Annotated in this window: 23 protein-coding genes; 14 read left to right on the top strand and 9 right to left on the bottom strand. The window is 64.7% G+C overall.

Annotated features, from left to right (window positions below; all coding sequences use genetic code 11):
• Positions 1-219 precede the first annotated feature (219 nt).
• Complete coding sequence (locus ACGYLQ_RS15155) at positions 220-813, bottom strand: acyl-homoserine-lactone synthase (protein ID WP_271693841.1); 594 nt, start codon at positions 811-813, stop codon at positions 220-222.
• A gap of 423 nt (positions 814-1,236) precedes the next feature.
• On the opposite strand from ACGYLQ_RS15155, the gene ACGYLQ_RS15150 reads away from it, so the two are divergent.
• Positions 1,237-2,712: a sensor histidine kinase gene (locus ACGYLQ_RS15150; protein ID WP_394443663.1), complete on the top strand. Its 1,476-nt coding sequence runs from the start codon at positions 1,237-1,239 to the stop codon at positions 2,710-2,712.
• A gap of 127 nt (positions 2,713-2,839) precedes the next feature.
• Here the strand turns inward: ACGYLQ_RS15150 and ACGYLQ_RS15145 are convergent, their stop codons facing one another.
• Together ACGYLQ_RS15145 and ACGYLQ_RS15140 are read right to left on the bottom strand one after the other, a co-directional pair.
• Positions 2,840-3,871, bottom strand: coding sequence for a permease (locus ACGYLQ_RS15145; protein WP_394410528.1), 1,032 nt, complete (start codon positions 3,869-3,871; stop codon positions 2,840-2,842).
• Positions 3,864-4,205, bottom strand: coding sequence for an ArsR/SmtB family transcription factor (locus tag ACGYLQ_RS15140; protein ID WP_394414264.1), 342 nt, complete (start codon positions 4,203-4,205; stop codon positions 3,864-3,866). Before ACGYLQ_RS15140 ends, ACGYLQ_RS15145 begins: the two co-directional genes overlap by 8 nt.
• Positions 4,206-4,314: 109 nt before the next feature.
• Between ACGYLQ_RS15140 and ACGYLQ_RS15135 the strand changes: the two genes are divergently transcribed.
• Together ACGYLQ_RS15135 and ACGYLQ_RS15130 are read left to right on the top strand one after the other, a co-directional pair.
• Positions 4,315-4,914, top strand: coding sequence for a uracil-DNA glycosylase family protein (locus tag ACGYLQ_RS15135; RefSeq protein ID WP_394443662.1), 600 nt, complete (start codon positions 4,315-4,317; stop codon positions 4,912-4,914).
• The gene (locus ACGYLQ_RS15130) at positions 4,895-5,701 is read left to right on the top strand and encodes an SseB family protein (protein WP_394443661.1); all 807 of its coding nucleotides are present in this window, start codon (positions 4,895-4,897) and stop codon (positions 5,699-5,701) included. Before ACGYLQ_RS15135 ends, ACGYLQ_RS15130 begins: the two co-directional genes overlap by 20 nt.
• A gap of 73 nt (positions 5,702-5,774) precedes the next feature.
• On the opposite strand, the gene ACGYLQ_RS15125 is transcribed toward ACGYLQ_RS15130, so the two are convergent.
• Positions 5,775-6,392 (bottom strand): GcrA family cell cycle regulator, encoded by a 618-nt coding sequence (locus ACGYLQ_RS15125; RefSeq protein ID WP_394443660.1) that lies wholly within the window; start codon positions 6,390-6,392, stop codon positions 5,775-5,777.
• A 363-nt stretch (positions 6,393-6,755) separates the two neighbouring features.
• Here ACGYLQ_RS15125 and ACGYLQ_RS15120 point away from each other — a divergent pair, with 363 nt between their 5' ends.
• The 3 genes from ACGYLQ_RS15120 (at position 6,756) to ACGYLQ_RS15110 (ending at position 9,941) form a co-directional block, all read left to right on the top strand.
• Complete coding sequence (locus ACGYLQ_RS15120; RefSeq protein ID WP_394443659.1) at positions 6,756-7,931, top strand: aspartate aminotransferase family protein; 1,176 nt, start codon at positions 6,756-6,758, stop codon at positions 7,929-7,931.
• Positions 7,932-8,004: 73 nt separating this feature from the next.
• A complete protein-coding gene (gene argF / locus ACGYLQ_RS15115) occupies positions 8,005-8,910 on the top strand; it encodes an ornithine carbamoyltransferase (RefSeq protein ID WP_394443658.1) in 906 nt (301 codons plus the stop codon).
• Positions 8,907-9,941: a 2-dehydropantoate 2-reductase gene (locus ACGYLQ_RS15110; RefSeq protein WP_394443657.1), complete on the top strand. Its 1,035-nt coding sequence runs from the start codon at positions 8,907-8,909 to the stop codon at positions 9,939-9,941. Before argF ends, ACGYLQ_RS15110 begins: the two co-directional genes overlap by 4 nt.
• Before the next feature lie 19 nt (positions 9,942-9,960).
• Here the strand turns inward: ACGYLQ_RS15110 and ACGYLQ_RS15105 are convergent, their stop codons facing one another.
• Together ACGYLQ_RS15105 and ACGYLQ_RS15100 are read right to left on the bottom strand one after the other, a co-directional pair.
• Positions 9,961-11,442: an inorganic phosphate transporter gene (locus tag ACGYLQ_RS15105; protein WP_394443656.1), complete on the bottom strand. Its 1,482-nt coding sequence runs from the start codon at positions 11,440-11,442 to the stop codon at positions 9,961-9,963.
• Positions 11,443-11,606: 164 nt separating this feature from the next.
• Entirely contained in the window at positions 11,607-12,035 is a 429-nt protein-coding gene (locus tag ACGYLQ_RS15100; RefSeq protein WP_231886276.1) for an NUDIX hydrolase, read from the bottom strand.
• Positions 12,036-12,204: 169 nt separating this feature from the next.
• On the opposite strand from ACGYLQ_RS15100, the gene gndA reads away from it, so the two are divergent.
• Positions 12,205-13,653 carry an NADP-dependent phosphogluconate dehydrogenase gene (gene gndA, locus ACGYLQ_RS15095; protein WP_394443694.1) on the top strand — a complete coding sequence of 483 codons (1,449 nt, stop codon included), beginning with the start codon at positions 12,205-12,207 and terminating at the stop codon, positions 13,651-13,653.
• A 176-nt stretch (positions 13,654-13,829) separates the two neighbouring features.
• On the opposite strand, the gene truA is transcribed toward gndA, so the two are convergent.
• Positions 13,830-14,603, bottom strand: coding sequence for a tRNA pseudouridine(38-40) synthase TruA (gene truA, locus ACGYLQ_RS15090; protein WP_394443655.1), 774 nt, complete (start codon positions 14,601-14,603; stop codon positions 13,830-13,832).
• Positions 14,604-14,692: 89 nt separating this feature from the next.
• Between truA and ACGYLQ_RS15085 the strand changes: the two genes are divergently transcribed.
• The 3 genes from ACGYLQ_RS15085 to ACGYLQ_RS15075 are packed head-to-tail and all read left to right on the top strand — an operon-like array spanning position 14,693 to position 17,585.
• A complete protein-coding gene (locus ACGYLQ_RS15085) occupies positions 14,693-16,120 on the top strand; it encodes a YcjX family protein (protein WP_271689454.1) in 1,428 nt (475 codons plus the stop codon).
• Positions 16,117-16,581 (top strand): GNAT family N-acetyltransferase, encoded by a 465-nt coding sequence (locus ACGYLQ_RS15080; RefSeq protein ID WP_394443654.1) that lies wholly within the window; start codon positions 16,117-16,119, stop codon positions 16,579-16,581. Before ACGYLQ_RS15085 ends, ACGYLQ_RS15080 begins: the two co-directional genes overlap by 4 nt.
• Positions 16,581-17,585 (top strand): YcjF family protein, encoded by a 1,005-nt coding sequence (locus ACGYLQ_RS15075; RefSeq protein WP_394443653.1) that lies wholly within the window; start codon positions 16,581-16,583, stop codon positions 17,583-17,585. The genes ACGYLQ_RS15080 and ACGYLQ_RS15075 overlap by 1 nt, the downstream gene beginning before the upstream one ends.
• 4 nt (positions 17,586-17,589) lie before the next feature.
• Here the strand turns inward: ACGYLQ_RS15075 and ACGYLQ_RS15070 are convergent, their stop codons facing one another.
• Positions 17,590-18,369, bottom strand: coding sequence for a sulfotransferase family protein (locus tag ACGYLQ_RS15070; RefSeq protein WP_394443652.1), 780 nt, complete (start codon positions 18,367-18,369; stop codon positions 17,590-17,592).
• 152 nt (positions 18,370-18,521) lie between these two features.
• Here ACGYLQ_RS15070 and ACGYLQ_RS15065 point away from each other — a divergent pair, with 152 nt between their 5' ends.
• From ACGYLQ_RS15065 to ACGYLQ_RS15050, 4 genes are read left to right on the top strand one after another with little or no spacing between them, the layout of a single operon-like run.
• Positions 18,522-20,573, top strand: coding sequence for an HAD-IIB family hydrolase (locus ACGYLQ_RS15065; RefSeq protein WP_394443651.1), 2,052 nt, complete (start codon positions 18,522-18,524; stop codon positions 20,571-20,573).
• A complete protein-coding gene (locus ACGYLQ_RS15060; RefSeq protein ID WP_394443650.1) occupies positions 20,570-21,727 on the top strand; it encodes a glycosyltransferase in 1,158 nt (385 codons plus the stop codon). The genes ACGYLQ_RS15065 and ACGYLQ_RS15060 overlap by 4 nt, the downstream gene beginning before the upstream one ends.
• Positions 21,699-22,643 carry a glycosyltransferase family 2 protein gene (locus ACGYLQ_RS15055; RefSeq protein ID WP_394443649.1) on the top strand — a complete coding sequence of 315 codons (945 nt, stop codon included), beginning with the start codon at positions 21,699-21,701 and terminating at the stop codon, positions 22,641-22,643. The genes ACGYLQ_RS15060 and ACGYLQ_RS15055 overlap by 29 nt, the downstream gene beginning before the upstream one ends.
• On the top strand, positions 22,640-23,797 hold the full coding sequence (locus ACGYLQ_RS15050; RefSeq protein ID WP_394443648.1) for a glycosyltransferase: 1,158 nt from the start codon (positions 22,640-22,642) through the stop codon (positions 23,795-23,797). The genes ACGYLQ_RS15055 and ACGYLQ_RS15050 overlap by 4 nt, the downstream gene beginning before the upstream one ends.
• Here the strand turns inward: ACGYLQ_RS15050 and ACGYLQ_RS15045 are convergent.
• Positions 23,794-24,543, bottom strand: coding sequence for a Crp/Fnr family transcriptional regulator (locus tag ACGYLQ_RS15045; protein ID WP_394443647.1), 750 nt, complete (start codon positions 24,541-24,543; stop codon positions 23,794-23,796). The two genes, ACGYLQ_RS15050 and ACGYLQ_RS15045, sit on opposite strands and share 4 nt — an antisense overlap.
• Between the last annotated feature and the right edge of the window lie 22 nt (positions 24,544-24,565).

Here is a 24,565-nt window from a genome sequence, read left to right as displayed (position 1 = left end):
GGTTGGTGCTAAGCGGGGCGTCGCGGCGCCTCTGGTATCAGAGGTATCTTAACCGTTTATTCGCGGAATTTGACCACAATATGTCGAAACGCGGGCGTTCGCTGGGGTAGGGCGCCGTGCGGGGCTGTTTGGTGGCGGTAAAATCTGCTGCCCGCAGGACGGGTATCCTGCGGGAGAGGGGGCATAAGAGGGGGGCATATCGGCCCGCGCCCGTGCGGGTCAGTGCAACGTGTGAGTGCTCTCGGTCGGGGCCATCTCGCCGATGTAGCTGACGTTCATCAAGGCCGCCTGCGTGCGGTCACCGTCGATGTTTTGCACCGGGCCCACGGGCACGGCGCTCATCAGGCCAAGCCGGGTCATCCAGCGGCTGAAGGTTGCGGGCACGATGCCCAGAACATGGCTGGCGCCCATGGCATAGGCGGCACCGGCCATCTGGTTCATCAGCATACGTTGTACGGCAATGCGGCGTTGGGCAGGAACGGCGCTGGTGAGGAACAGGCGGGTGGCTTCCCAGATGTCGTCGCGCACGGGGGCTTTGAAGAACAGCACGTCCTGCGGAATGTCCGGCAGCATCCCCAGTTGCGCATCGCGCAGCATGTAGCTGTATTGCGCGCAGGTCGAGGTTGTGGGCATCAGGCGGACGCCGCCCATGACCTCCCCATATTCATGCAAAACGATCCAGCGCGCGCGGGGCGTGTCGTATTGGTCAAACTCCATCCCATCAACCTGAGGGAGATCCCATTGCTTGTCGTCGATGAAGATTCGGCGCCGCGCCCGGAGGAAGTTAACGAATAATTCCCCGTGCTGATGCATGTTCAAAAATGACAAAGTTGTGGCACGCATATAGGGGTTGGCCCGGGCAAGGGCCTCGGGGCTATAGGGGTCGGCTTCTGTCGATTTGCTGTTAAGCAGTTTCCGTGGGAAGCGGTTGTTCTTTACTTCCAGCGCCTTAGCGTCCTGTGGCGTCAGTTCGGGAAGAACATCCTGCCAAGATTTTCCACTGAAGCTCCGTCCTTGCAGACTCATGTTGGACCTCGAAAATTCGCTGTAAAGATACCTCTTATCAAGAGGCTAACCTCTAGTTGCATGAAATGGCCATACTTATGTCCCATTTCCGGGTGTAGAAGGGAAGATGATCGCGTCTAACATGTGCTTCGATGCCGAAATGCAACATGTTAAAGGCGTTTATCGGCAGAACGCCGGCATTCGAGCAGCCGACCGAAGAAAACGAGAGCGATGTCGCAGGAAAAAGTAACATACGGCCCGATTCATACGCCGCATCTGGCAGACGCGACAAAGGTGCAGCAGATGCGGGACTACTCCCAAGTCGGCGTTAACCTGTTCTGGCAGCGGCAGATGATCTTTGCGGCGGCCATTTGCCTGTCGGCTTTCTACTACGACCTTTGGCTGTCGATCTCGACGGTGATCCTGATCGCGATTTCCGAGACTTTCGACTATCTGCTTTTCCTGCGCATCACCCGCTGGCGCGGACGCAGCCCCCGTTTGGCGCGGCTGTTCATGAACCGCATCTATATCGGCACGGTGCTGAGCGCCGGGGTGATCAGCTATTTCGCCCTTGGGATCGCGCTTCAGCAGGGGGCGACGACGCATTTCCTGCCGCTCTTCTTCCTTTTCGCCGCGGCGCTCTTCGCCTCGATGAACAACCACCATATCCTGCCGGTGCTGATGCTGCGGCTTGCGATCTATGGCGCGACATTCCTCTTCATCCCGATCTGGGACATCGTGCGCACGGGGGCGAGCATCGAATCCGAGCTTTGGACCCAGTTGTTCACCGTGGTCTTCGTCCTCTATTTTATCGTCGATTGCTCACGCATCTTCCTGAAGATGTACCGCACCAATCTGCGCCAGCTTGAAGAACTGAAGGTCGAGCATGAGAAAACCAAGATCGCGTTCAAGGTGAAGACCGAATTCGTCTCGACCATCAGCCATGAGCTGCGCACGCCGATGACCTCGATCAAAGGGTCGCTCGATATGGCCTGCGCCGGGGTTTTGGGCGAAATGACCCCGCAGATGGAGAAAGTTCTAAAGATTGCGCAGCGCAATTCGGCGCGGCTGACGTCGATCATTAACGAGATTCTCGACCTGCAAAAGTTTGAGGCGGGCAAGGTCAGCTTTGATATCGAGCCGCTTGAGGTGCAGACGATCATTGAAGACGCGATTGAGTTGAACCAATCCTTTGCGGGCAACCTTGGCGTGACGCTGCGCTATGCCAAACCGTCGGAGCCTGCGGGGATCGCCACGGACGAAAAGCGCCTGCAACAGGTGATGTCCAACCTTCTGTCGAACGCGGCCAAATTCTCGCCCGCAGGGTCGACGGTCAAGGTTACCTCGGTCAACCGTGGCGACAAGGTGCGGATCAGCGTGATCGACGAGGGGATCGGCCTTGCCGAATCCGAGCGCGAGAAGGTTTTTGACGAATTCTCGCAGATCGATTCCTCGGACCAGCGGGCCGTTGGCGGCACTGGATTGGGGATGAACATCTCCAAACGGATCATCGAAGCCTTGGGCGGGCAGATCGACTATTTCAAGAACGACGGCCCCGGCACGACCTTCTATATCGATATGCCCTTGGGCAACGGTACGGGGAAGGAGCTGCCCCATGGGATGGCTGTCAAAGACATGGTGAATGGCGAGGGGCCGATTGGGGATGAGGCTTCTGACAAGCCAGATGGGGAGCGCGCGGCGGCGTAGCTCGCGAGCGCCTCGCTGCCGAGCCTCGCTGCGCGGGCGGCATCTGCCCTCGCTTCAGTAACAGTCGAAACGGGAAAGGGGGCGGCATTTCTACCGCCCCCGCATTCGGGCCGTCAGTTTGATGCGGTCATGCGACCAACTGCCAGATTACACCCGCAAAGATCGCCCCGACGAAGGCAAAGCCGATATAGGCGGCAAAGACATGCGGTTTCACTAGTGCCCAGACCGCGATGGCCGCCGGAATGCAGCTTACCCCGCCCGCCACGACAAAGGACATGGCCGCGCCTTGGGTCATCCCTTGCGCCAGCAGCGCGTCGATCAGGGGCACGGCGGCATAGCCATTCAGGTAGGCCGGTGCGCCCACGAATGCGCCCAGAATGATCGGCATGATCCCGGTGCCGCCCAAGACATTGGCGATCCATTCCGCGGGCACATAGGTCAGCATGAGGGCTTCGACCACATAGGCGAGGGTCAGCCATTTGACGAGGAACAGCGCATTGGTCAGCGCCGTGTCGGCAAAGCTCGCGCGGCGTTCGGCCTCTTGCCAGAACTTCCAGACCGGCGCGCCGGAGAAGGGTTTAGCCGAAGAACAGCAGCTGCTTTTCGCGGGCTGAGGGCGCAGGGGGTCGTTGAAAATCGGCGTGCGGGACAGGGCCATGACGGTGAAGCCCCCGAACATGCCGACGCCAAGCGCCGCGATGGTTTTCGCCAAGGCGAAGTCGAAGCCGAGCGTGCCTGAGGTGATCGCGAACATCGCCGGGTCCATCAGCGGGGAGGCCAGCCAAAAGGCCATCACCGCGCCGAGCGGGGCACCGACCGCCAGCAGCGCAGCAATAAAGGGGATCACCTCGCAGCTGCAAAAGGGGGACAGGCCGCCGAGCGCCGCTGCCATTACCACCATCCGCGCCGGGTTGCCCTCGAACGCGCGGGCAAGCAGGCTCTCCGCCCCGCTGGCTTTGAGATAGGCCACCGCCAGCACCGCGAAGGCGATGAAGGGGGCGGTGTGCAAAAGCGCCTCGGACGCGAAGATGACCGTCGGCATGACCTGTGGCGGATCCAACAGCGCGATCAGCGCCAAGAGCGCCAGCGTGATGCCCCAAGCGCCTTTTAGAAAGGCCAAGCGGTGCAGCGCGGGGAGGGTTTGTGTGGTATCAGCCATGGTTATGCTCCGTGCAGCCGTCGATTGCGTCCGCGCAGCATTCGGTCAGCAGGAAATTCGCCAAGGCTTGCACTTCTTCATAGGCGACGGCGGCGCAGATGGTGCTGCGGCCTTGTTTTTCCTGTTTCACCAGACCGGCAGAGGCCAAGAGTTTCAGATGATGTGTCAGGGTCGAGCCGGTCACGCCGGTGCGTTCGCCCAGCGTGCCGATGTTCAGCCCCTCTGATCCGGCGCGCACCAGCGTGCGCAGCACCAGAAGGCGTTGTTCCGATCCAAGCGCCGCAAAGCTGCTGGCGGCAAGGGTGAGGGCGGGGGTTGCGGATTCTTGTTTCATGATTCTAGAAATATCGAAATGTTAGCGCGATGCAAGGTTTATTTCGATAATTGTCGAAGTGATGGCCCGCTGCCCTTTATCTTTTCGCCCTACCGCTTATCTCCTGCTCATGAAGGATATCCGAGATGATCTGGCGGCCTGCCGCCTTTGTGCCGAGCGTTTCGCGGTGACCGCCACCCAGCATCGCCCGCGGCCCATCGTCTGGTTTAAACCCGGCGCGCGGCTGCTGATCGCCAGCCAAGCGCCCGGCAAACGGGTGCATGAGGCGGGCAAGCCGTTCTGGGATATGTCCGGCACCCGCCTGCGCGACTGGCTGGGGCTGGATGAGGCGACATTCTATGACCGCGACAGGGTCGCCATCGTGCCGATGGGCTTTTGCTTTCCGGGCTATGATGCCAAGGGCAGTGACCTGCCACCGCCGCGTATCTGTGCGCAGACTTGGCGCAAACCGGTGCTGGAGATGCTGCCCGATCTGCGGCTCACGGTGTTGATTGGGGCCTATGCAATGAAATATCACCTGCCCGGATTTCGCACTGTGACCGAGGCCGTGGCCGGCTGGCGGGATCATCCACCGGGGGTCTTTGCCTTGCCTCATCCGTCGTGGCGCAATACCGGATGGTTGAACAAGAATCCCTGGTTCGCGGAAGAGGTCTTGCCCCGTCTGCGCGCCGCCGTGTCCGAGGTGATGAATGACCGACCGCCAAACTGACCCCAAGACCGAGCCGACCCCGCTCGACCAAGCCCATGCCGCGATGACCTCCGCCCCCGACGACGACGCGGCGCGGCTGCGCTTTTACGAGCGTATCGCAGATGTCGAGCTGTTCATGTTGCTCGAGGATGAGCCGCAGGGCGATCAGATCAGCCCGGTACTGCTTGATAATAGCTATGTCATGGTCTTCGACCGCGCGGCGCGGCTCTCGGCCCATGTGGGGGAGGCGTCTCCTTATGTGGCGCTCTCGGGCCGTGCGATTGCCGCGATGTTGGAGGGGCAGCCCTTGGGCATGGCGGTGAACATCGGCGTGGCCCCGTCCGAGATCCTGCTGCCTGCCGAGGCGATGGATTGGCTGCGCAACACCCTGGCCCATGCGCCGGGAGAGGTGGAGGCGGGCATCGACCGCGTGTTCCCGCCGCAGGGCTTGCCTGAGACGCTGATCGCCGCGATTGACGCAAAGCTCGCCACGGCCACCGGCATGGCGGCAGGGGCCTTTCTTGTCGGTGTCGAATACAGCGGCGGCGGGCGGGGGCATCTGCTGGCCTTCGTCGGGGCGATCCCCCGGGCGCAAGACGCGCTCGTGCGCGCGGCGTCCGAGGCGCTGACCTTTTCGGGGATCGAGGCGGGGGCAATGGATGTCGGCTTCTTCGGTCCCAATGACGCGGTAGTGGAGAAGCTGGCCCGCGTCGGCCTGCGTTTTGACCTGCCGCAGATGGAGCCTTTGCAGAACACGCCCCGGATGGCCCCGGGCAGCGATCCGGCGAAACCGCCGAAACTGCGCTGATCTAGGCCTCAGGCAAAGAAAGAGGCGGGCAGGGCACTCAAGCCGCCCGCCTTTTTTGTTTATCCCGCCGGACTTAGCGGCGGCGGTCGCGCCGGGCGCTCATCGGTTGGAAAGCGACGCCGACATGGGCCTCGCAATAGGGTTTGCCCTGCTGCACGGGCAGGCCGCAGAACCAGAAATCATCGGTCGCCGGGTCGCCCACGGGCCATTTGCAGGTGCGTTCGGTCAGTTCCATCAGGCCGATCTTCTTGGCCTTCTTCTCGACTTCGCTGACCTTGGCAAGCGCCTCTGGGCTGATCTCATTCGCCGACGGCTGCGGCGGCAGGGGTTGGCCTGCGGGGATGATCTGCTTGCGCGCGGGCAGGTTGGGCTTGGGTGCCGGGGCTGCGGCGGGCTCTTCGGCTTCGGGCGCGGGGGCGGCTTCGGCCTCCGGCTCGGGCGCGGCTTTGGCGGCGGGCTTTGCCTTGGCCTCGGCCTTGGGGGCTGCGGGCTTGGCCTTGGGCTCCGGCTTGGCAGTCGTCGCCGCGGCGGCAGGCGCGCCCGCGGTGCGGTTCGACAGGCCCAGACGGTGCACCTTGCCGATCACGGCGTTGCGCGTCACCCCACCCAGTTCCTTCGCGATCTGGCTGGCGGACTGGCCTTCGCCCCACATCTTTTTCAGTGTCTCTACGCGCTCATCAGTCCAGGACATACGGGGTTCCCCAGTTAAAAAGCGGCCCCCTAGCCCGGACCGCTTTGTCAGTGTATCGGCCCCCATTTTATCTTCTGGGGCCGCAGGTGCAAGCGCCGATGCCCTCCGGGCACGGGGCGCTGCGATTGGGGCTTTACGTGGGGGATGAAGGGCGGCTATGCAAGAGCCATGATCAAATCTGCCGCATATTCCATCCGACGACGCTTCGTCCGATAACATGGTGCCCCCCCTTGGGGCGGCGTGATGGCCTGATCTCGCAGCCTGCGTGCTGCATCCTTTCAAAAACAAGCAAATCCCATTGACCCTGCGCCAGCCCCATGCCCTTTTACCGGCGTGACACGGCCCTCTTTCAAGGACAAACAGATGATCCCTTCCGTTCTGCCAACCTATAATCGCGCTCCTTTGACCTTCGTCAAAGGCGAAGGCACTTGGCTGATCGAGGCGGATGGGCGACGTTTTCTTGATCTGGGCGCGGGGATCGCGGTGAACGCGCTTGGCCATGCGCATCCGACGCTGGTGAAGGCGCTGACCGATCAGGCGCAGGCGCTGTGGCATACGTCGAACCTCTACCACATTCCGCAGCAAGAGGCGTTGGCCGACCGGCTGGTGGCCGAGACCTTTGCCGACACCGCCTTCTTTTGCAATTCGGGGACCGAGGCCTGCGAGTTGGCGGTGAAGATGGCGCGCAAGTATTTCTATGAGGCGGGCCAGCCCGAGCGGGTCGAGATCATCGCCTTCAACGGGGCCTTTCACGGCCGCTCTTCCGCCGGGATCGCGGCGGCGGGATCTGAGAAGATGACCAAAGGCTTCGGCCCGCAACTGCCGGGTTTCGTGCATCTCGACCTTGGCGACAGCGCCGCACTTGAGGCTGCCATCACCGACAAGACCGCCGCCATCATGGTCGAGCCGGTACAGGGCGAAGGCGGTATCCGTGCCGTGCCGGATGCCGAGTTGCAACAGATGCGCGCGCTTTGCGACGCCCATGGGCTTTTGCTGATTTGCGATGAGGTGCAATGCGGCGTGGGCCGGACCGGGCGGCTCTTTGCCCATGAATGGGCCGGGATCAGCCCCGACATCATGATGGTCGCCAAGGGCATCGGCGGGGGCTTTCCGCTGGGCGCGGTGCTGGCCACGGAAAAGGCGGCCTCGGGCATGACGGCAGGCACCCACGGGTCGACCTATGGCGGCAACCCGCTGGGCTGTGCCGTGGGCTGTGCCGTGCTGGATGTGGTGGCCGACCCGGCCTTTCTGGCTGAGGTGAGCCGCAAGGCGGGGCTGCTGCGTCAGCGTCTCGAAGGGCTGGTGGCCGAGCACCCGGAGGTCTTTGAGGAGGTGCGCGGCGCGGGGCTGATGCTGGGGCTGAAATGCAAGGTGGCGAATGCCGATGTGGTCACCTCGGGCTATGCCCATGCGCTGATCACCGTGCCCGCCGCCGACAATGTGATCCGCCTGCTGCCGCCGCTGACCATTTCCGACGATGAGATCGCCGAGGCGGTGACCCGCCTTGATGCCATCGCGCGTGACCTGACCCCGGCCTGAGCGCCATTCACCCCCAAACATTCCCCGGGCTTTCAAGGCCGTGGCCTTGGACCCCGCAAGACAGAGACGACAGATGAACCATTTTCTCGATATCCACCAAACCGCCCCCGCCGATCTGCGGCAGATCATCGACAATGCCGCCGCCATGAAAGCCGCGCGCAATGGCCGCCCGCGCGGCGCGCCGGATGATGACCAGCCGTTGAAGGATCACATGGTCGCGCTGATCTTCGAGAAACCCTCGACCCGGACGCGTGTTTCCTTCGACGTGGGCGTGCGGCAGATGGGCGGGCAGACCATGGTGCTTTCGGGTGCCGATATGCAGCTCGGCCATGGTGAGACCATCGCCGACACCGCCCGCGTGCTGTCGCGCTATGTCGACATGATCATGATCCGCACTTTTGAGGAGCAGACCCTGCTGGAGATGGCGGAATATGCCACCGTGCCGGTGATCAACGGGCTGACCAACCGCACGCATCCCTGCCAGATCATGGCCGATATTCAGACGTTTGAAGAACACCGCGGCCCGATCAAAGGGCGCAAGGTGGTCTGGTCGGGCGACGGCAACAACGTCTTCGCCAGTTTCGCCCATGCGGCCAAGCAGCTCGACTTCGACCTTGTCTTCACCGGGCCGGAGCCGCTCGACCCCGAGCGCGCGCTCGACGGGCTTTATACCACTGAGCGCGATCCCCAGAAGGCCGTGGAGGGTGCCGATCTGGTGGTCACCGATACTTGGGTCAGCATGCATGATCCGCAGTCCGCGCGCGAGCGGCGGCACAACCAGCTGCGCGGCTATCAGGTGAACGATGCGCTGATGGCGTTGGCGAAGCCGGACGCGCTTTTCATGCATTGCCTGCCCGCGCACCGCGATGACGAGGCGACAAGCTCGGTCATGGATGGGCCGCATTCGGTAATCTTTGACGAGGCCGAGAACCGTCTTCACGCGCAGAAAGCCGTCATGCGCTGGTGTCTGGGCGCATGAGCGACGGCCCCCGCATCGTTGTTGCGGGCGCGGGGGCGGTGGGCTGCTTTGTCGGCGGGCTGCTGGCGGGGGCGGGCCATGCCGTGACCCTGCTGGCGCGGCCCCGCATTCAGGCCGAAATCCGCACCCATGGGCTGACCCTGACGGATTTCGGCGGCATGGCGCGCTACCTCTCGCCGGATGATCTGAGCCTCGCAGGGGATGAGACCTGCCTGCGCGATGCCGATATCGTGCTGGTCACGGTCAAATCGCGCGACACCGAAGACATGGCCCGGCTGATCGCCCGCCACAGCGCGCCGGGCGTGCAGGTCATCAGCCTGCAAAACGGCATGGGCAACCGCGCGGCCTTGGCCCGGCACCTGCCGCAGCATGATCTGCGCGCGGGGCTGGTGCCGTTCAACGTCGTGGCCATGGGGCAGGGCTGCTACCACCGGGCAAGCTCGGGCGATCTGGTGATCGAGGCGGGCCCGGCTGATCTGGCCGCGCGGCTGTCGCTGCCGGACCTAAAGGTAGAGGAACGCGCCGATATCACCGCCCTGCAATGGGGCAAGTTCCTGATGAACCTCAACAATGCCCTAAACGCTTTAAGCGGTCTGCCGTTGCAAGCGCAGTTGCAGGATCGGGCGTGGCGGCGTCTGATGGCCGATCAATGGGCCGAGGCGCTGGCGGTTCTGCGCGCCGACAAGATCCGCCCCGCCATGACCACGCCGATCCCGGCGCGGCTGGTGCCGACACTCCTGCGCCTGCCGACGCCGATTTTCACCCGAGTCGCTGCGGCCATGTTGCAGATCGACCCGCAGGCGCGGACCTCCATGGCGCAAGACCTCGCCGCGCGCCGCCCGACCGAGATCGATGCGCTTCAGGGCGAGGTGCAGCGCCGCGCAAGGGCGCTTGGCCGGGCGACGCCGGTGACGGATACGGTGCTGCGGGTGATGGGCTGGGCAGAGCTTGCGGATGAAGGGCTGCCGCATCTGCCGGTCACCGCCCTTCGGGCCGAAATGGCGGCAGGGCAGGACCGGCAAGAGGGGTGAGGCGCGCCCGCGCCTGACCTTAGTTCACAAAGGCGTTGAGCACCCAAAAGACGATGCCAGAGAGCAGCGCCGCTGCGGGCACGGTGATCACCCAAGCCGCGACGATGGTCATGAAATGCGAGCGGCGCACCAGCTTGCGGCGGCGGCGCTCCTCCTTGGCGATACGCTTGACCTCACCGGTCTTGGCCCCGATCCGGCGCAGGCGGCGTTCCATATGCCATTCGCGGTAAAAGCCCACGCCAAAGACCCCGCCCACGGCGATATGGGTGGAGGACACGGGCAGGCCCAGCCAGCTTGCCACGATCACCGTGATCGCCGCCGAAAGCGCCACGCAATAGGCGCGCATCGGGTTCAGTTTGGTGATCTGGCTGCCGACCATGCGGATCAGTTTCGGCCCGAACAGGAACAGACCGAAGGAGATGCCGAAGGCCCCGATGATCATCACCCATGTGGGGATGCTCACCTTATCCTCGAAACCGCCGAACTCGGTCGCATGGACGATCGCCGCCAGAGGGCCGACCGCATTGGCCACATCATTGGCCCCATGGGCAAAGCTGAGCAGCGCGGCGGAGAGGACCAGCGGCAGGCCAAAGAGCGTTTTGACCGAGCGGTTGCGGTTCTCCATCCCTTCCGAGGCGCGGCGGATCAGCGGGGCGGAGATGGCATAGACCACCAGCCCGGTCACAAGCCCGATGATCAGGGCGACCGGCATGTCGATGCTGATGATCTTTTTCAGCCCCTTGAGCGCCAGATAGGCGGCAAAGACCCCGGCCATTAGCCCCACCAGCACCGGCACCCAAGTGCGCGATGCGGCGATCTTGTCATCTTGGTAGAGGATGCGCGCCTTGATGAAGGCCAAGAACATCGCCGCCACGGCGCCGCCCAATACGGGCGAGATCACCCAGCTTGCGGCGATCATGCTCATCGAACTCCAGTTCACCGCGCCAAGGCCTGCCGCCGCGATGCCCGCGCCCATGACCCCGCCGACGACCGAATGGGTGGTCGAGACCGGCGCGCCGACCCATGTGGCAAGGTTGACCCAGAGCGCAGAAGAGACCAGCGCGGCCATCATCGCCCAGATGAAGATGCGCGTGTCCGCAACACTCGCCGGGTCGATGATGCCCTTGGAAATGGTCGAGACGACATCGCCGCCCGCCAGAAGCGCCCCGGCGGATTCGCACAGGGCCGCGATGACGATGGCGCCGCCCATGGTCAGCGCGTTGGCCCCCACGGCGGGGCCCATGTTGTTGGCCACATCATTCGCGCCGATGTTCACCGCCATATAGGCACCGAAAACCGCCGCTGCGATCACGACAAAACTGGAGGGCTGCTGCCCGAAGAATACCGCCGCAACGGCACCTGCCACCACGATAAAGGCCAGCGCGATGCCCGGCGCCACGAGGGGGCGGGCGACATAGGTCGCGGCCAGTTCGACTTGCGAAATGCGGTTGAGGTCCTTGTCCAGTGTCTTCCACTGGCTGCCCTGCGGTTCCGTTGCCATTCCTGTATGATCTCCCAACGATCCTAACGTTCAGCGGGGGGTGACATAAGGCTATCGAGGGCGCAAGTCACCCTGTCACAAAATTGTAACATCCCGAAACGGGCAATATTGGCGGTAGGGCAAGGGCAATATGGCACCGGACAGTTGCCCGGTGCCGAAGGGGCTTAATGGAAGGCGGACAAGATTGCTTTAAGATCAGGCTCATCCACGAGTTCCGATGCCTCTTGCGGGGTGAACCACGCGCGTTTGCGCATGCCCGCTTCGGGATATTCCTCGCTCAGATCGCGGACGCGGGTCAGATAGACCTGTGTGGTCACGGGCACGGTCAAGCCTTCGCCGAGACCCTTGTCATAGTCGAAAATACCCATCGGATCGGATTCGATATCCGCTTTGGTCACACCGGCCTCTTCCCATGCTTCCTGCAAGGCGGCTCCGGCACCGTCCAGCCCGTCGATCGGCCAGCCCTTGGGCAAAATCCAGCGGCCCGTGTCGCGGCTGGTGATCAGCAGGACCTTTTTGCCTGCCTCGGTGTCGCGGTAGCACAGGGCGGCAACCTGCACACGGCGGGGACGTTTGAAAATAGGAAGGACCATATCCTCCCATGCGCGTCTAAATACTTGTGTCATTACAGAACTATGCCTCGGTCGGGTGTTTTTCTTGTTATCGGCACATTATATAGTGTTCCCGAACGCAAATCAAACTGCGGCGCGCCGGATTGGCGGGCTTGGCAGTATGACCGGCTAGAAATGAGGCATGATCGTTATGGCAACTGGCACGCAGGCGGACGGGGGCGCGGCACAGGGCGCAGGCGCCGATATCGGGGTATACGGTCTGGGCACCATGGGCTCGGCACTGGCGCTGAACTTGGCCGACAATGGCTTTACCGTGGCGGTGAGCAATCGTGAGGCAGAGTGGATTGCGCCTTTCCTTGATGAGGCCGGACCGCTGGCCGAGCGTCTGATCGGGGCCGAGCGGCTGGAAAATTTCGTCGCCGCCATCGCCCGCCCGCGCAGCATTCTTTTCATGATCCCCTCCGGCGCGCCGGTCGATGCGATGATCGAGGCGATCAAACCGCTGCTGGATGAGGGCGACACTTTGATCGACGGCGGCAACGCCGATTTCCACGACACCCGCCGCCGCAGTGCCGAACTCGAAGGCACGGGGCTGCATTTCGTCGGCATGGGCGTGTCAGGTGGGGAGGCCGGGGCGCGGAATGGCCCGTCGATGATGGTCGGCGGCAGCGCGCATTCTTGGACCCAGTTCAAACCGATGGCCGAGAAGATTGCCGCGCAATTCGAGGGCACGCCTTGCGTGGCGCATCTCGGCCCCGACGGGGCGGGGCATTTCGTCAAAACGGTGCATAACGGCATCGAATATGCCGACATGCAGATGATCGCCGAAGTCTACGGCCTGCTGCGCGATGCGGGCGGGCAGGGCGCGGTGGAAATTGGCAATCTCTTTGCGGATTGGCGCAAGGGGCCGCTGAACTCCTATCTGATCGAAGTCTCGGCCGCGGCGCTCTTGTCGGTCGACACCCAGACCGGGACGCCGATGGTCGATGTGATCCGCGATCAGGCTGGGCAAAAGGGCACCGGGCGCTGGACCTTGATCGAAGCGCTCAAGATGGGGCAATCGGCCAATACCATCGAAGCCGCCGTCGGCGCGCGTGGATGGTCGAGCGAGAAGTCTGTGCGCGAAATGGCCGAGCCGCTGTTGCCCGAAGGTGTGCAGGACGCGCCGCTGCCCGAAGAGGCGGATCTGGAGATGGCGCTTTTGGCGGGGCGGATCATCGGCCACGCGCAGGGCTTTCGCATCCTTTCGGCGGCGTCGGAGGAGTTTGACTGGTCGCTCGACATGGCGCGTATTTCTGAGATTTGGCGGGCAGGCTGCATCATCCGCTCGGCGCTGCTGGACGAATTCGCCGATGCCTTCCGGGGCGAATTGCCCGGTGGGCATCTGATCCTCGCCCCCGCGATGCGCAAACGCTTGGAAGAGAGCATTCCGGCGCTGCGCCGGGTGGTGGCGGCGGGCGCGTTGCTCGGTGTTGCGCTGCCCGCGCTGTCGGCGGCGCTGGCGTGGTATGACAGCATGCGCCGGGCGCGGGGCACGGCGAATATGATCCAAGCGCAGCGCGATTTCTTTGGTGCGCATGGGTTTGAGCGGATAAGCGAAGAGGGCAAGTTTCACGGGACGTGGACGCCTCTGCCGTAAGAGGGTTTATAGGTCCGGAATCAAGCAAAAGGCGCCGGACCATCGCCTGCCCGCCCGGTCGGGGAGGGGATTTCGCCAGGGGCGGTGTCCTCTGGGTAAAGCGCCCCTAGGCTGCACGATAAAGTGGCATGAACCGACTGAAGCATCGCCACCCCGCGGGCAGCCGATGGTCCTCGTCACGCCTTAGCGAACGGGTCCACCGGATAGCTCACATGCGCCAAATATAACCCCTGCGGCGGGCAGACTGGCCCGCAGGCGGCCCGATCCTTCGCCGCAAGTGCTGCACCCATATCCGCCACGCTCCAAGACCCCGCGCCGACACGCTCCAGCGAACCGACGAAACTGCGCACCTGATTGTGCAGGAAGGACCGCGCGCGCACGTCGAAATGATACTCCGTCCCGGCCATGGTCTCGACCTCAGAAACCTGTAACCGGTCGAGCGTTTTCACCGGGCTTTCCGCCTGACAAACGGTCGAGCGGAAGGTGGTGAAATCATGTTTGCCCACCAAAAGATCCGCCGCCGCCTGCATGGCCGCGACATCTAGACGGTGTTTGATCTGCCAGACCAGCCCCGCTTGATGCACCGCCGGGGCGCGGCGGCTGAGGATGCGGAAGTGGTAGCGCCGCTCAAGCGCCGAAAAGCGGGCGTGAAAATCCTCGGGCACCAGCACGCAATCGGTGATCGCGATGGGCTGCGGCTTGAGGTGATAGTTCAGCGCCTCGCCCAGCCGAAAGGGCGACCAATCGCGGGCCATGTCGCAATGCGCGACCTGCGCCAGCCCATGCACCCCGGTATCGGTGCGCCCGGCGGCGGCGATTGTGTGGTCACCGGGTTCCAGCTTCGCCAAAGCGGCCTCGATCGCGCCTTGCACTGTGGGCTGGTCAACCTGACGCTGCCACCCGTTGAAGGGCGCGCCGTGGTATTCGATTTTCAGGGCATATCTGGGCATGACCGGGGCCTTAGCGCGGGCGGGCGCTTCTGGCAATCCCTGCCTGCCGGCCCTATGTTGAGGCCAAAGAAAGAAGGACGGGCGCAGCTTTGGGTATCACAGGCATTGCCGACGGGATTTGGCGGCAGTTTGAGAATGTCACCGACACGGTGGGCGAGACGTTTTTCGAGCCGGTGATCCGGCTTGGGGTCACGGGGCTTGCGCGCTCGGGCAAGACGGTTTTTATCACCTCGCTGGTGGCCAACCTGCTGGACCGAGGCCGGATGCCGGGGCTGCTCGCGGCCTCAGAAGGGCGGATCGAGGCGGCGTTTTTGCAGCCCCAGCCCGACGATACCGTGCCCCGGTTCGAGTATGAGACCCACCTTGCCGCGCTGACCGGAAAGACGCCCCATTGGCCCGAAAGCACGCGCGCGATTTCGGAACTGCGGCTCTCGCTCAAGGTGCGGCCCAATGGGTTGCTGGCGGGCTTCCAAGGGCCGCGCACGTTGCATCTGGATATCGTGGATTACCCCGGCGAATGGCTGTTGGATCTGGCCCTGATGGATGTCACCTATGCCGAATGGTCGGCACAGGTCATTGAACGCATTGCGTCGCGTGAAGAGGCGGCGGGCTACCGCGCGCTGGCTGAGCGGACCGACCCCCATGCCGAGTTGGAGGAAACCACCGCCCGTAGGCTTGCCGACAGTTTTGCCGACTATCTGCAAACCGCCCGCGCCAATGGCTATTCCGACTGCACGCCGGGGCGCTTCCTACTGCCCGGTGACCTTGCAGGCTCACCGGTGCTGACCTTCGCGCCACTGCCGGGATCGGAAGGCGCGCCGCGCAAATCGCTGATCCGCGAAATGGCGCGGCGGTTCGAGGCCTATAAGAAGCAGGTGGTGCAGCCCTTCTTCCGCGATCACTTTTCGCGGATCGATCGGCAGGTGGTGCTGGTTGACGCGCTTGGCGCGATCCACCAAGGGCCGCAGGCGGTCGAAGACCTGCGCGGCGCCATGGCCGATATTCTGGGCGCGTTCCGGCCGGGGACGAACAACTTTCTGACCACCCTCTTGCGGGGCAAACGGGTTGAGAAAATCCTCTTTGCCGCGACCAAGGCCGACCATCTGCACCACAGCCAGCACCCCCGCCTGAGCGGTATCATGCAGGCGCTGATCCGCGAGGCGCGGGACCGGGCGCAATATGCGGGGGCGGGCACGCGGGCCATGGCCATCGCCAGCCTGCGCGCCACGACCGAAGACGTGATGACCCATGGGGGAGAGCCGCTCGACGTGGTGCGCGGCACGCTTTTGAACGAGGATGAGACGCGCGGGCGGCAGGCGGCATTTTACCCTGGTGAACTGCCCGAAGACCCGGCCCATCTGCTGACCCCCGCACGGCAGGGCGCGCAGGAATGGCTGGGGGCGGATTATCAGATCATGCGCTTTGCCCCGGCTGTGTTGGACCTGCGCCCCGGCGATGGGCCGCCGCATATCCGGCTCGACCGTGCGGCGGAATTCCTGATTGGGGACCGGCTGTGAGCGCGGTTGTGACAGGCCCGGCCACCCTGCGCCCGGCGCAGCCCCTCGACGCAGGCGCCGTGGGCGGCATCATGAGCGATTTCGCCCGAAACACGGCGTGGTTGCCGCGCATTCATACCGGTGCCGAGGATATCGCCCATGCGGATGCAATGATCGCCCGGGGCTGGGTCACGGTGGCCGAGCGGGAGGGCCGCGTGGCCGGTTTCGCAGCCTGCGAGGGCGGCGCGTTGGATGCGCTATTTGTGGCGCAATCGGCCCGGGGGCAGGGCATCGGCTCGGCCCTTCTGGGCGCGTTAAAGACGCGGCATAAGTCGCTGACCTGTTGGACCTTTCAGGCCAATGCCCGGGCCATCGCCTTCTACCGCCAACATGGGTTCGCCGAGACCGCGCGCAGCGATGGCCGCGCCAATGATGAAGGGCTGCCCGATTTGACATTGCACTGGCAAAGGGAGGCCGCCTGATGGCCCGCGGACCGATCCTGTTCGACCTTGAGGAAGACACCAAGCCGCAGCCCTCGGTCGCCGATGCGCCTGCCGTGCCCGAGTTGGACGTCGAGGCGCCGCCGCCCAAGGGCCAAGCGATGCAGATCGCCGCCCGGCTCGCCGCGCGCAAACCGTCGCGCTTGCTGCGGCTGTTCTGGGCGTTGGCGGGGGCATTGGTCACGGCGCTGGTGTCAATCGCGGCTTGGACTTTCGTCACCGACCTGATGGCGCGCTACCCGCTGCTCGGCTGGGCGATGACGCTGCTGATCGGGGCGTTTCTGCTGGTGCTGCTCTTGCTGTCGCTGCGCGAGATGGCGGCCTTTGGACGGCTCGCGCGGCTCGACGGGCTGCGCCATGACGCGGGCGAAGCGCTGGCGCAGGGGGATTTGACCGCCGCGCGCAGCGTCACGGACCGGCTTGAGGCGCTTTACAAACACCGTGAGGATACCCGCTGGGGCCGCGACCGGCTGACGGAGCTGCGGGGCGATCAATTCGATGCCGAAGCGCTTCTGGGGCTGGCTGAGAGCGAGGTTCTGGCCCCGCTGGACCGTGCCGCCACCCGCGAGGTCGAGGCCGCAGCCCGGCAGGTCGCCGCCGTGACCGCGCTGGTGCCTCTGGCGCTGGCCGATGTCGCCGCGGCCCTTAGCAGCAACCTGCGCATGATCCGACGCATTGCGGAAATCTATGGCGGGCGGTCGGGTTTTTTTGGCTCGTGGCGGCTGACCCGCGCGGTGCTGTCGCATCTGGTGGCGACGGGGGCCGTGGCCGTGGGGGATGATCTGATCGAGCCGCTCTTGGGCGGGTCCATCGTCGCCAAGCTAAGCCGCCGTTTCGGCGAGGGGCTGGTGAACGGTGCGCTGACCGCGCGCGTTGGCGTGGCCGCGATCGAGGTCTGCCGCCCGCTGCCCTTTGCCCGCGAAAAACGCCCCGGCGTGCGGGGCATCATCAAACGCGCGCTGACCGGGGTGCTCGGCGAGGGTTAACCGATCACGCTGCCTCGACCGCTTCGCGCACCGCGCGCAGCGGGTGCTGGATCAGGCCGGGCCAAAGCGAGACCTGCAACCCGGGGGCATAGCCCCACCGCGCGGCCTTGGCCGCCTGTCCCTTCGTCATCTGCGTGGCCCCGGCGTAGGTCTGGTTTCCATCCGCAATGCCTTCGGGCAATGCCGCCTCGGGCAGATCGATGAAACGCGCGATCCGGCGCAGGGCGCGGGGGGCGTCGGCGACGATATCCTCGTAACGCAGAACCAACACCGCATGCAGATAGGGCAGGTCATCCAGCATCTGCGCCTGCGCCGCGATCCAATGGTCGATCAACGCCTGCGCCGGGGCATCGACCCATGACGCGACCGAGGCGGCGACGGCCTCAGGGTGGCGCAGGACGACGATGAATTGCGACATGGGAAAAAGTTGTTGCATCAGCCGCATGCGGGTCAGGTTCACCGGCGACTTCTCAACCCGCCATTGCAGGTCCGGGGCAAACCACGGCGCCCAATCCTGCGCCAGCCGGGTCTTCGTCTCCAAACTGTTGAGCGAATGCGCCTCGGTCAGATGTTCCTCAGGGTTGGTCGCGAAATGCATGGGCCGCCCGGATTGCGCCGTATGGGGAAGGGCCCCTTGCAGGTAGACCCCCTCATTCTCGGGCGCCGCCGATCCGGTGATGCCACCCGCGCCGGGCAGGGCATTGGCCAAGCGGTTGACCAGCGAGGTGCCAGAGCGGTGCAGCCCGCCGATGAACAGGTAGCGCGGGGGGATTTCTGAGGGCATCACGACGGCTCTGATTGGGGGAGAGAGAGGCGGGGTTCAATGGCAGGCAGCTAGGACGTCCAACCGCGCTGTCCAGCGATGTATGCATTAACATTTGTTATCGGAACGGATGGGCCGTGGGGGGGGTCACCCCTCCATAAGGAGACCCATTCATGTTCATTTGTCACATTGCCCTCGGGGGCTGCCTCACGGCCCCGTCTGTCAACTATGGCGTGACCGAAGATACCGGCGGTCACATCGCCTATATCTTGGGGGCGGCCCGCGCGCAGGCGGCGCGGGGCGATGTGGATGCGGTGCAGATCGTGACCCGTGCTTTCGATGAACCAAGCCTTGGGGCCGTGCACGCCCAGACCGAGCAGCAGGTCAGCCGCAGCCTGTCGATCCGGCGGCTTTGGACGGCGAAGCGGGGGTATCTGAGCAAGGAAAACCTCGCCGCGGAAATCCCCGCGCTGGTTGAGGCGTTCCTTGAGGACTTGGCGCAGGCCAAACGGCTGCCGGATGTGATCCACGCGCATTTCGCCGATGCGGCGCAATTGGCGCTGGCGGCGCGGGCGCGGTTCGGCATTCCGGTGATCTATACCCCGCATTCGCTGGCCTTGAGCAAATCGGGGGCTAAGGTGGATGCCGCGCGGGTGGCGGCGGAACGGCGCGCGCTGTTGGAGGCCGATGCGGTGGTGCTCTCCTCGCGCGATGAGGCCGAGGTGCAGGTCGCGGCCTATGGGGCGGATGCGCAGGCGCGGGTGCACCGCGTCTCTCCGGGCGTGTCGCTGCGCCGCCCGGCTGAGGCCGGGGCGGGCCGTGCCCTCTTGGCCGATCAGTTGAGCGACCCCGACCGCCCCACTGTGCTCGCCGTGGCGCGCCCCGTGGCCCGCAAGAACCTTGCGACCTTGGCGCGGGTCTATGCGCAAAGCCCCGCTTTGCAGGCGCGGGCAAATCTTGTGATCCTCGCCGGCCAGCATGGCGATGCGCTACAGGCGAATGCAGAAGCCCGCGCGGAGCTGATCCACCTGCGGGAGACGTTGGAAGTGCCGGAACTGCGCGGCAAAGTGGCGCTGCCGCCGAGCCATACGCAGGGCGATGTGGCGGCCCTCTATGACCGCGCGGCGCAGACCGGTGGGGTTTTCGTCAACCTCGCGCTGCATGAGCCCTTTGGCCTGACCATGTTGGAGGCGGCATCGCATGGCCTGCCGGTGGTGGCCACGCGCGAAGGCGGCCCTGCCGATATCGTGGCGGACCTTGGCCATGGTCTCTGCGTGCCGCCGCGTGACATGGATGCGATTGAGGCGGCGCTGTTGAAGCTGTTGGACGATCGCGCGTTCTGGGCCGAGGCATCTGAGGCCGGGCGCGCCCATGTCGGGCGCTACGACTGGTCGAAATGGGCCGAGGACGTGCAGCACATCTGCGAGGATATCCGCTTCGCGGCGCCAGTGACGACGCCTGCGCCGGTCCTGCTGGCCAGCGATATCGACAACACGCTGACGGGCTGTGCACCTTCCGCTGCCCTGTTCGACGCATGGATCGCCCGGGACCGCCCGCTTTTTGCAGTGGCCACGGGGCGCAGCCTGCCGGAAGCACGCCGCATCCTGCGCGATTGGAACCTACCCAGCCCGCGCGTTTTCATCACCTCTGTCGGGACCGAGGTCTATCTGCCCGACGCCGAGGGGCGGTTGTGTCTGGATGAGCGTTTCGCCCAAAAGCTTGACGCCGGATGGGACCGTGCCGGGGTGGAGCGGGCGCTGGAGGACTTCGGCTTTAACTGGCAAGCGCCGGTTGAGCAGCGGCGGTGGAAGCTCAGCGGTTTTGGCGACATGCGCACCGCGCGCCGGTTGGAGCGGCATCTGGCCCGGCGCGGTGCTGCGGCGCAGATCGTGGCCTCGCATGGGCGGCTGATCGATGTTCTACCCTTGGCGGCGGGCAAGGGGCCTGCCGTCTGTGCCGCCGCGCGGCGGTTGGGCATGCCGATGGACCGGGTCGTGGTGGCCGGGGACAGTGGCAATGATTTCGACATGTTGCAGGCGGTGGAGGATGGCCCGGGCCGGGGCATCTTGGTCGGCAATGCGATGGACGGGCTGCGCGAACGCCTAAGCGGCAAACGGCTCTACCACGCCCGCGCGGCCCATGCGGCTGGGGTCTTGGAGGGGTTGGAAACCTTCGGCTTCGCCCTCAACGCGATGGAGCCGCCGGTGAAGATGGTGGCGCAATGACGCGGCCCATCGGTTACTTCGTCCACCATCAGGGGCGCGGCCATGCGGAACGCTGTGCTGCGGTCGTCAACGCGCTGCCCGAGAGCCAGCCGGTGACCGTCTTCTGCGCGAAACCTGACATTTTCCCCGCCTTCACCCGGGCGGTGGAGGTCATCACCCTTCCGTCGCTTTTCGAGGCGACGGGGGCCGAGGACATCAACGACACCACCAGCGCGCCGGATACGGTGCATTGCGCACCGCTTGGCTGGCCCGGCATCCGGCAGGCCATGGCGCAACTGGCCGCTTGGTTCGCCAACGCCAATCCGGTGCTGATGATTAGCGACGTCTCGGCTGAGGTGGCGCAGCTTGCCCGGATTTGTTCGGTGCCGCATGTGAAGGTGCTGCAACACGGTCAGCGCGGTGATCCGGGGCATCAGGCGGCCTATGACGGGGCGGTCGGGCTGCTTTGTCCCGCCGCCAAGGCGCTGGCGCAGCCGGACTGGCCTGCGCGGCATATGGCCAAGACGCATTTCGCCGGGGGCTTGGGCGTCGATGTGAAACGCCCCGATCCCGCGCGGCGGGATAGGTTGCGCGAGAGGCTTGGCGTCGGGGCAGAGCAGCGCATGGTGCTGGTCATGTCGGGCGGGGGCGGCACGGGTTTCGCCTCCGCCCCCTTCGGCATCGCGGCGCGGGCGATGCCCGAGACGGCTTTCATCACCATCGGGCGCATGGCACGCGATTGGCATGCCACCGAGCCTGCCAACCTGCGCCATCACGGCTGGGTCGATAACGCGGCGGATTATCTGGCGGCGGCGGATATGGTCGTGGCCTCGACCGGGAACACCACCTGCCACCAGGTCCTCGCGGCAGAGACCCCGTGGCTTGCCGTGCCGGAGTGGCGCTATTTCGACGAACAGGTCGAAAAGGCCGAGGCGCTAGCGCGGGCGGGGGCGGCGCATCACCTGCCGCATTTCCCGTCTTCCGTCGCGGCATGGCGCCGCGCGATCCAAGACACCTTTGATGCCCATGACCCCGCCCTGCAACGGGCCTTGGTCAACGAGGATGCCGCCACAGAGACGGCCAATTGGCTGATCGGCCTGACCGACCAGCTGCTATCAGAAACACCCAAAGATACCGGAGACTTACATGACGTCGTTCACCCCATCCGTGCCTGAGAATACCACAGTTAGCGCGCTGACGCTCGCGCGGGGGCGGGCGGCGCATCTGCGCAATGTGATCCTTGGCCTGACCCGTCAGACCCGGCAGCCGGATGAGCTGGTGATCGGGGTCATGCAGGACAGGCTTTACGACGACCTGCCGCAGACCGATTTCCCGATCCGGCAGGTTCAGGTGACGGGCAATGAACTGCCGCTGTCGCGCGCGCGCAATACCGTCGCGGCAGAGGCCAAGGGCGACTGTCTGGTCTTTCTCGACGTGGATTGCATCCCGGCGCCGGAACTGATCGCCGATTATATGGGCTATGCGGTGCCGGGCAACGGGCTGATCATGGGCGAGGTCAACTACCTCCCCGCAGGCACGGCTACCGAAGGTTGGAGCTATCCCAAACTGGAAGCCGTCGCCGTGCGCCATTCCGACCGTCAGGGGCCGCCCGCCGAGGGGCTGAAACGCTGCAACGATTACCGCTGCTTCTGGTCGCTCAACTTTGCCATCCACCGCGAAGATTGGGACCGCTCCGGCGGTTTTGACGAGCGTTTCACCGGCTACGGGGGGGAGGATACGGACTTTGGCCGTGAGTTGGACGAACGCGGCGTGCCGATTCACTGGGCGAAGGGCGCGAAGGTCTTTCACCAGCATCACCCGCATTGCATGCCGCCGATCCACCACATCCCGTCGATTCTGCGCAATACCGAGATTTTCGCTGATAAATGGGGCCATCGCACCATGAACCACTGGCTCACCGCCTTTCGCCTGATGGGGCTGGTGGGGAGCGACGGCGACGCGCTGGTGCAGCTGCGCGAGCCGGATGCGGATGACTTCGCGCTCTGCGAGCAGCAGTCGGACCAGCCTTACGCCAATACCGCGCGGGTGCTGCGCTATCTGCGCGGCGAAGAGCGGATCGCGGCGGAATGACCCTGCGCATCGCCATCGTCGGCCATATTCGGCACCCCATCGCCGCCCCCTTCAAGGGCGGGATGGAGGCGTTTACCCACGGTCTTGCCCGGATCTTGGCCGAACGCGGGCATGAGGTGACCCTATTGGCCAGCGAGGACAGCGCGGCGAGCCTGCCGCCGGGGGTGAAGCTGCTGCCGATCTGCGACGCGCATTACGACGCGCGTTTTCCATGGCATGACTTTCACGGCACCGATGCGCTGAACGACCACCTCGACGCCTGCTATGCCCGCGCCGCGCGGCTCTTGCTGGAGGGCGGCTTTGACGTGGTGCACAACAACGCGCTGCACCGCTTCCTGCCGCGCCTGTCGCGGGCGGAACGGCTGCCGATGGTGACCTCGCTGCACATTCCGCCCTTCAAAGTGTTGCGCGGCGCGCTGATGGATGGGGCGGCGCCATGGCATCTGTCCTCCGTCGTTTCGGCCCGGCAGCGCGGCATCTGGTGGCCCGAGGGCGCGCCCGAGACGGCGCATGTGGTGCACAATGGGATCGACCTTGACGAATGGCTCCAAGGCGGGCCGGGGAATGGCAGCGCCGTTTGGGCCGGGCGGATCACCCCGACTAAGGGCACCCATCTGGCGGCAGAGGCGGCGCAGATCGCAGGGGTGCCCCTGCGCATTTACGGCGTGGTCGAGCATCAGGATTACTTTAACGATATGGTAAGACCGCATCTTTATGGCGATGTGGCCTATGTCGGGCATCTGGAAACGGCGGCGCTTGGGGCGGCCTATGGGCGGGCCTCGGTGGCGCTCTTCACCCCGCAGTGGGAGGAACCCTTTGGCCTTGCCGCGGTGGAAGCGATGGCGACGGGCCTGCCTGTTGCCGCGACCCCGCATGGCGCAGTTGAGGAGGTGCTTGGCGAGGCGGGTGTCATCGCGGCGGAAGATAGCGCAGCTGCCCTGGCGCAGGCCTTGCTACAGGCGCGCGATATCCCCGCCGAGGTGCCCCGCGCCCGTGTGGCACGGCTCTTTGATGCGCAGGCGATGGTGACGAAGTTCGAACGGCTCTATCACGCGGCCCGGGCGCAGAGGGATGTCGCGCTGCCGCGTAAAACCTATCCGGCGATTGCTTTGCAGGTGGAAGGTGCGCCGCAGCCTCTGGCAGAGGCGGGCTAAAACGCCGCTTCGGCTTGGGGCATGTAAAGGTAGGCAGGCTCGAACTGGCCCACTTTATGCAGCCCCGCGCGGTCGTGGATCAGCAGTTTGCCGCCCGACACGGCGCAGCAGCCATGTTCGCGCAGCTCACGCAGGGTGCGGCTGACATGGACCGAGGTGAGGCCGGTGGCATCGGCGATATCGGTCTGGCGCAGGCTGAAGGGCAGGCTCTCACGCTCCATCCCATGGGCGGCGGTCATGCGGGCATCGAATTCGCTCAGGAAATTCGCTACCCGCGCCAGCGCACGCATGGCGCTGTTGCGCATCACCCAATGGCGGTGGATGGAGGCATCGACTAAGGTCATCAGCCAGAGTTTCCGGGCCATCTCAACATCGCCATTGAGCAACTCGCGCAGCGGCTCATGCGAGATGATGGCGACATGGGTATCGGTCAGCGAGATCACATCATGGTCGAGTTGCTTCAGCGGGAAGGCGTGCAGATCGACAAACTCACCGGGGAATTGGAGGGCGACGAAGGTGCTGCGGGCACGCTGTCCGCGCGGCACGCTGCGGGCGATCAACCCATCGAGCAGCAGCAGGCTGTGATCCAGAAAATCACCCCTGCGGCTGATCACGGTTCCGGGCGTGAAACGCTTGTGCTGGGTCATCAGCGGCGCAAGCTTGGCCCATTGCGCGCCGCTCAGATGGTCGACCATGCCCGACGGTTTTACGGCCATATCGTGATAAAAGGTGTCTTTGATGGTCACACGCAGGTCTTTCTGCCCATTA

The sequence above is a fragment of the Sulfitobacter sp. 1A12779 genome (assembly GCF_043557315.1).
Classification (GTDB): Bacteria; Pseudomonadota; Alphaproteobacteria; order Rhodobacterales; family Rhodobacteraceae; genus Sulfitobacter; species Sulfitobacter faviae.
The sequence above is the reverse complement of the archived record's forward strand: the minus strand, read 5'-3'. Positions and strand labels throughout refer to the sequence as shown.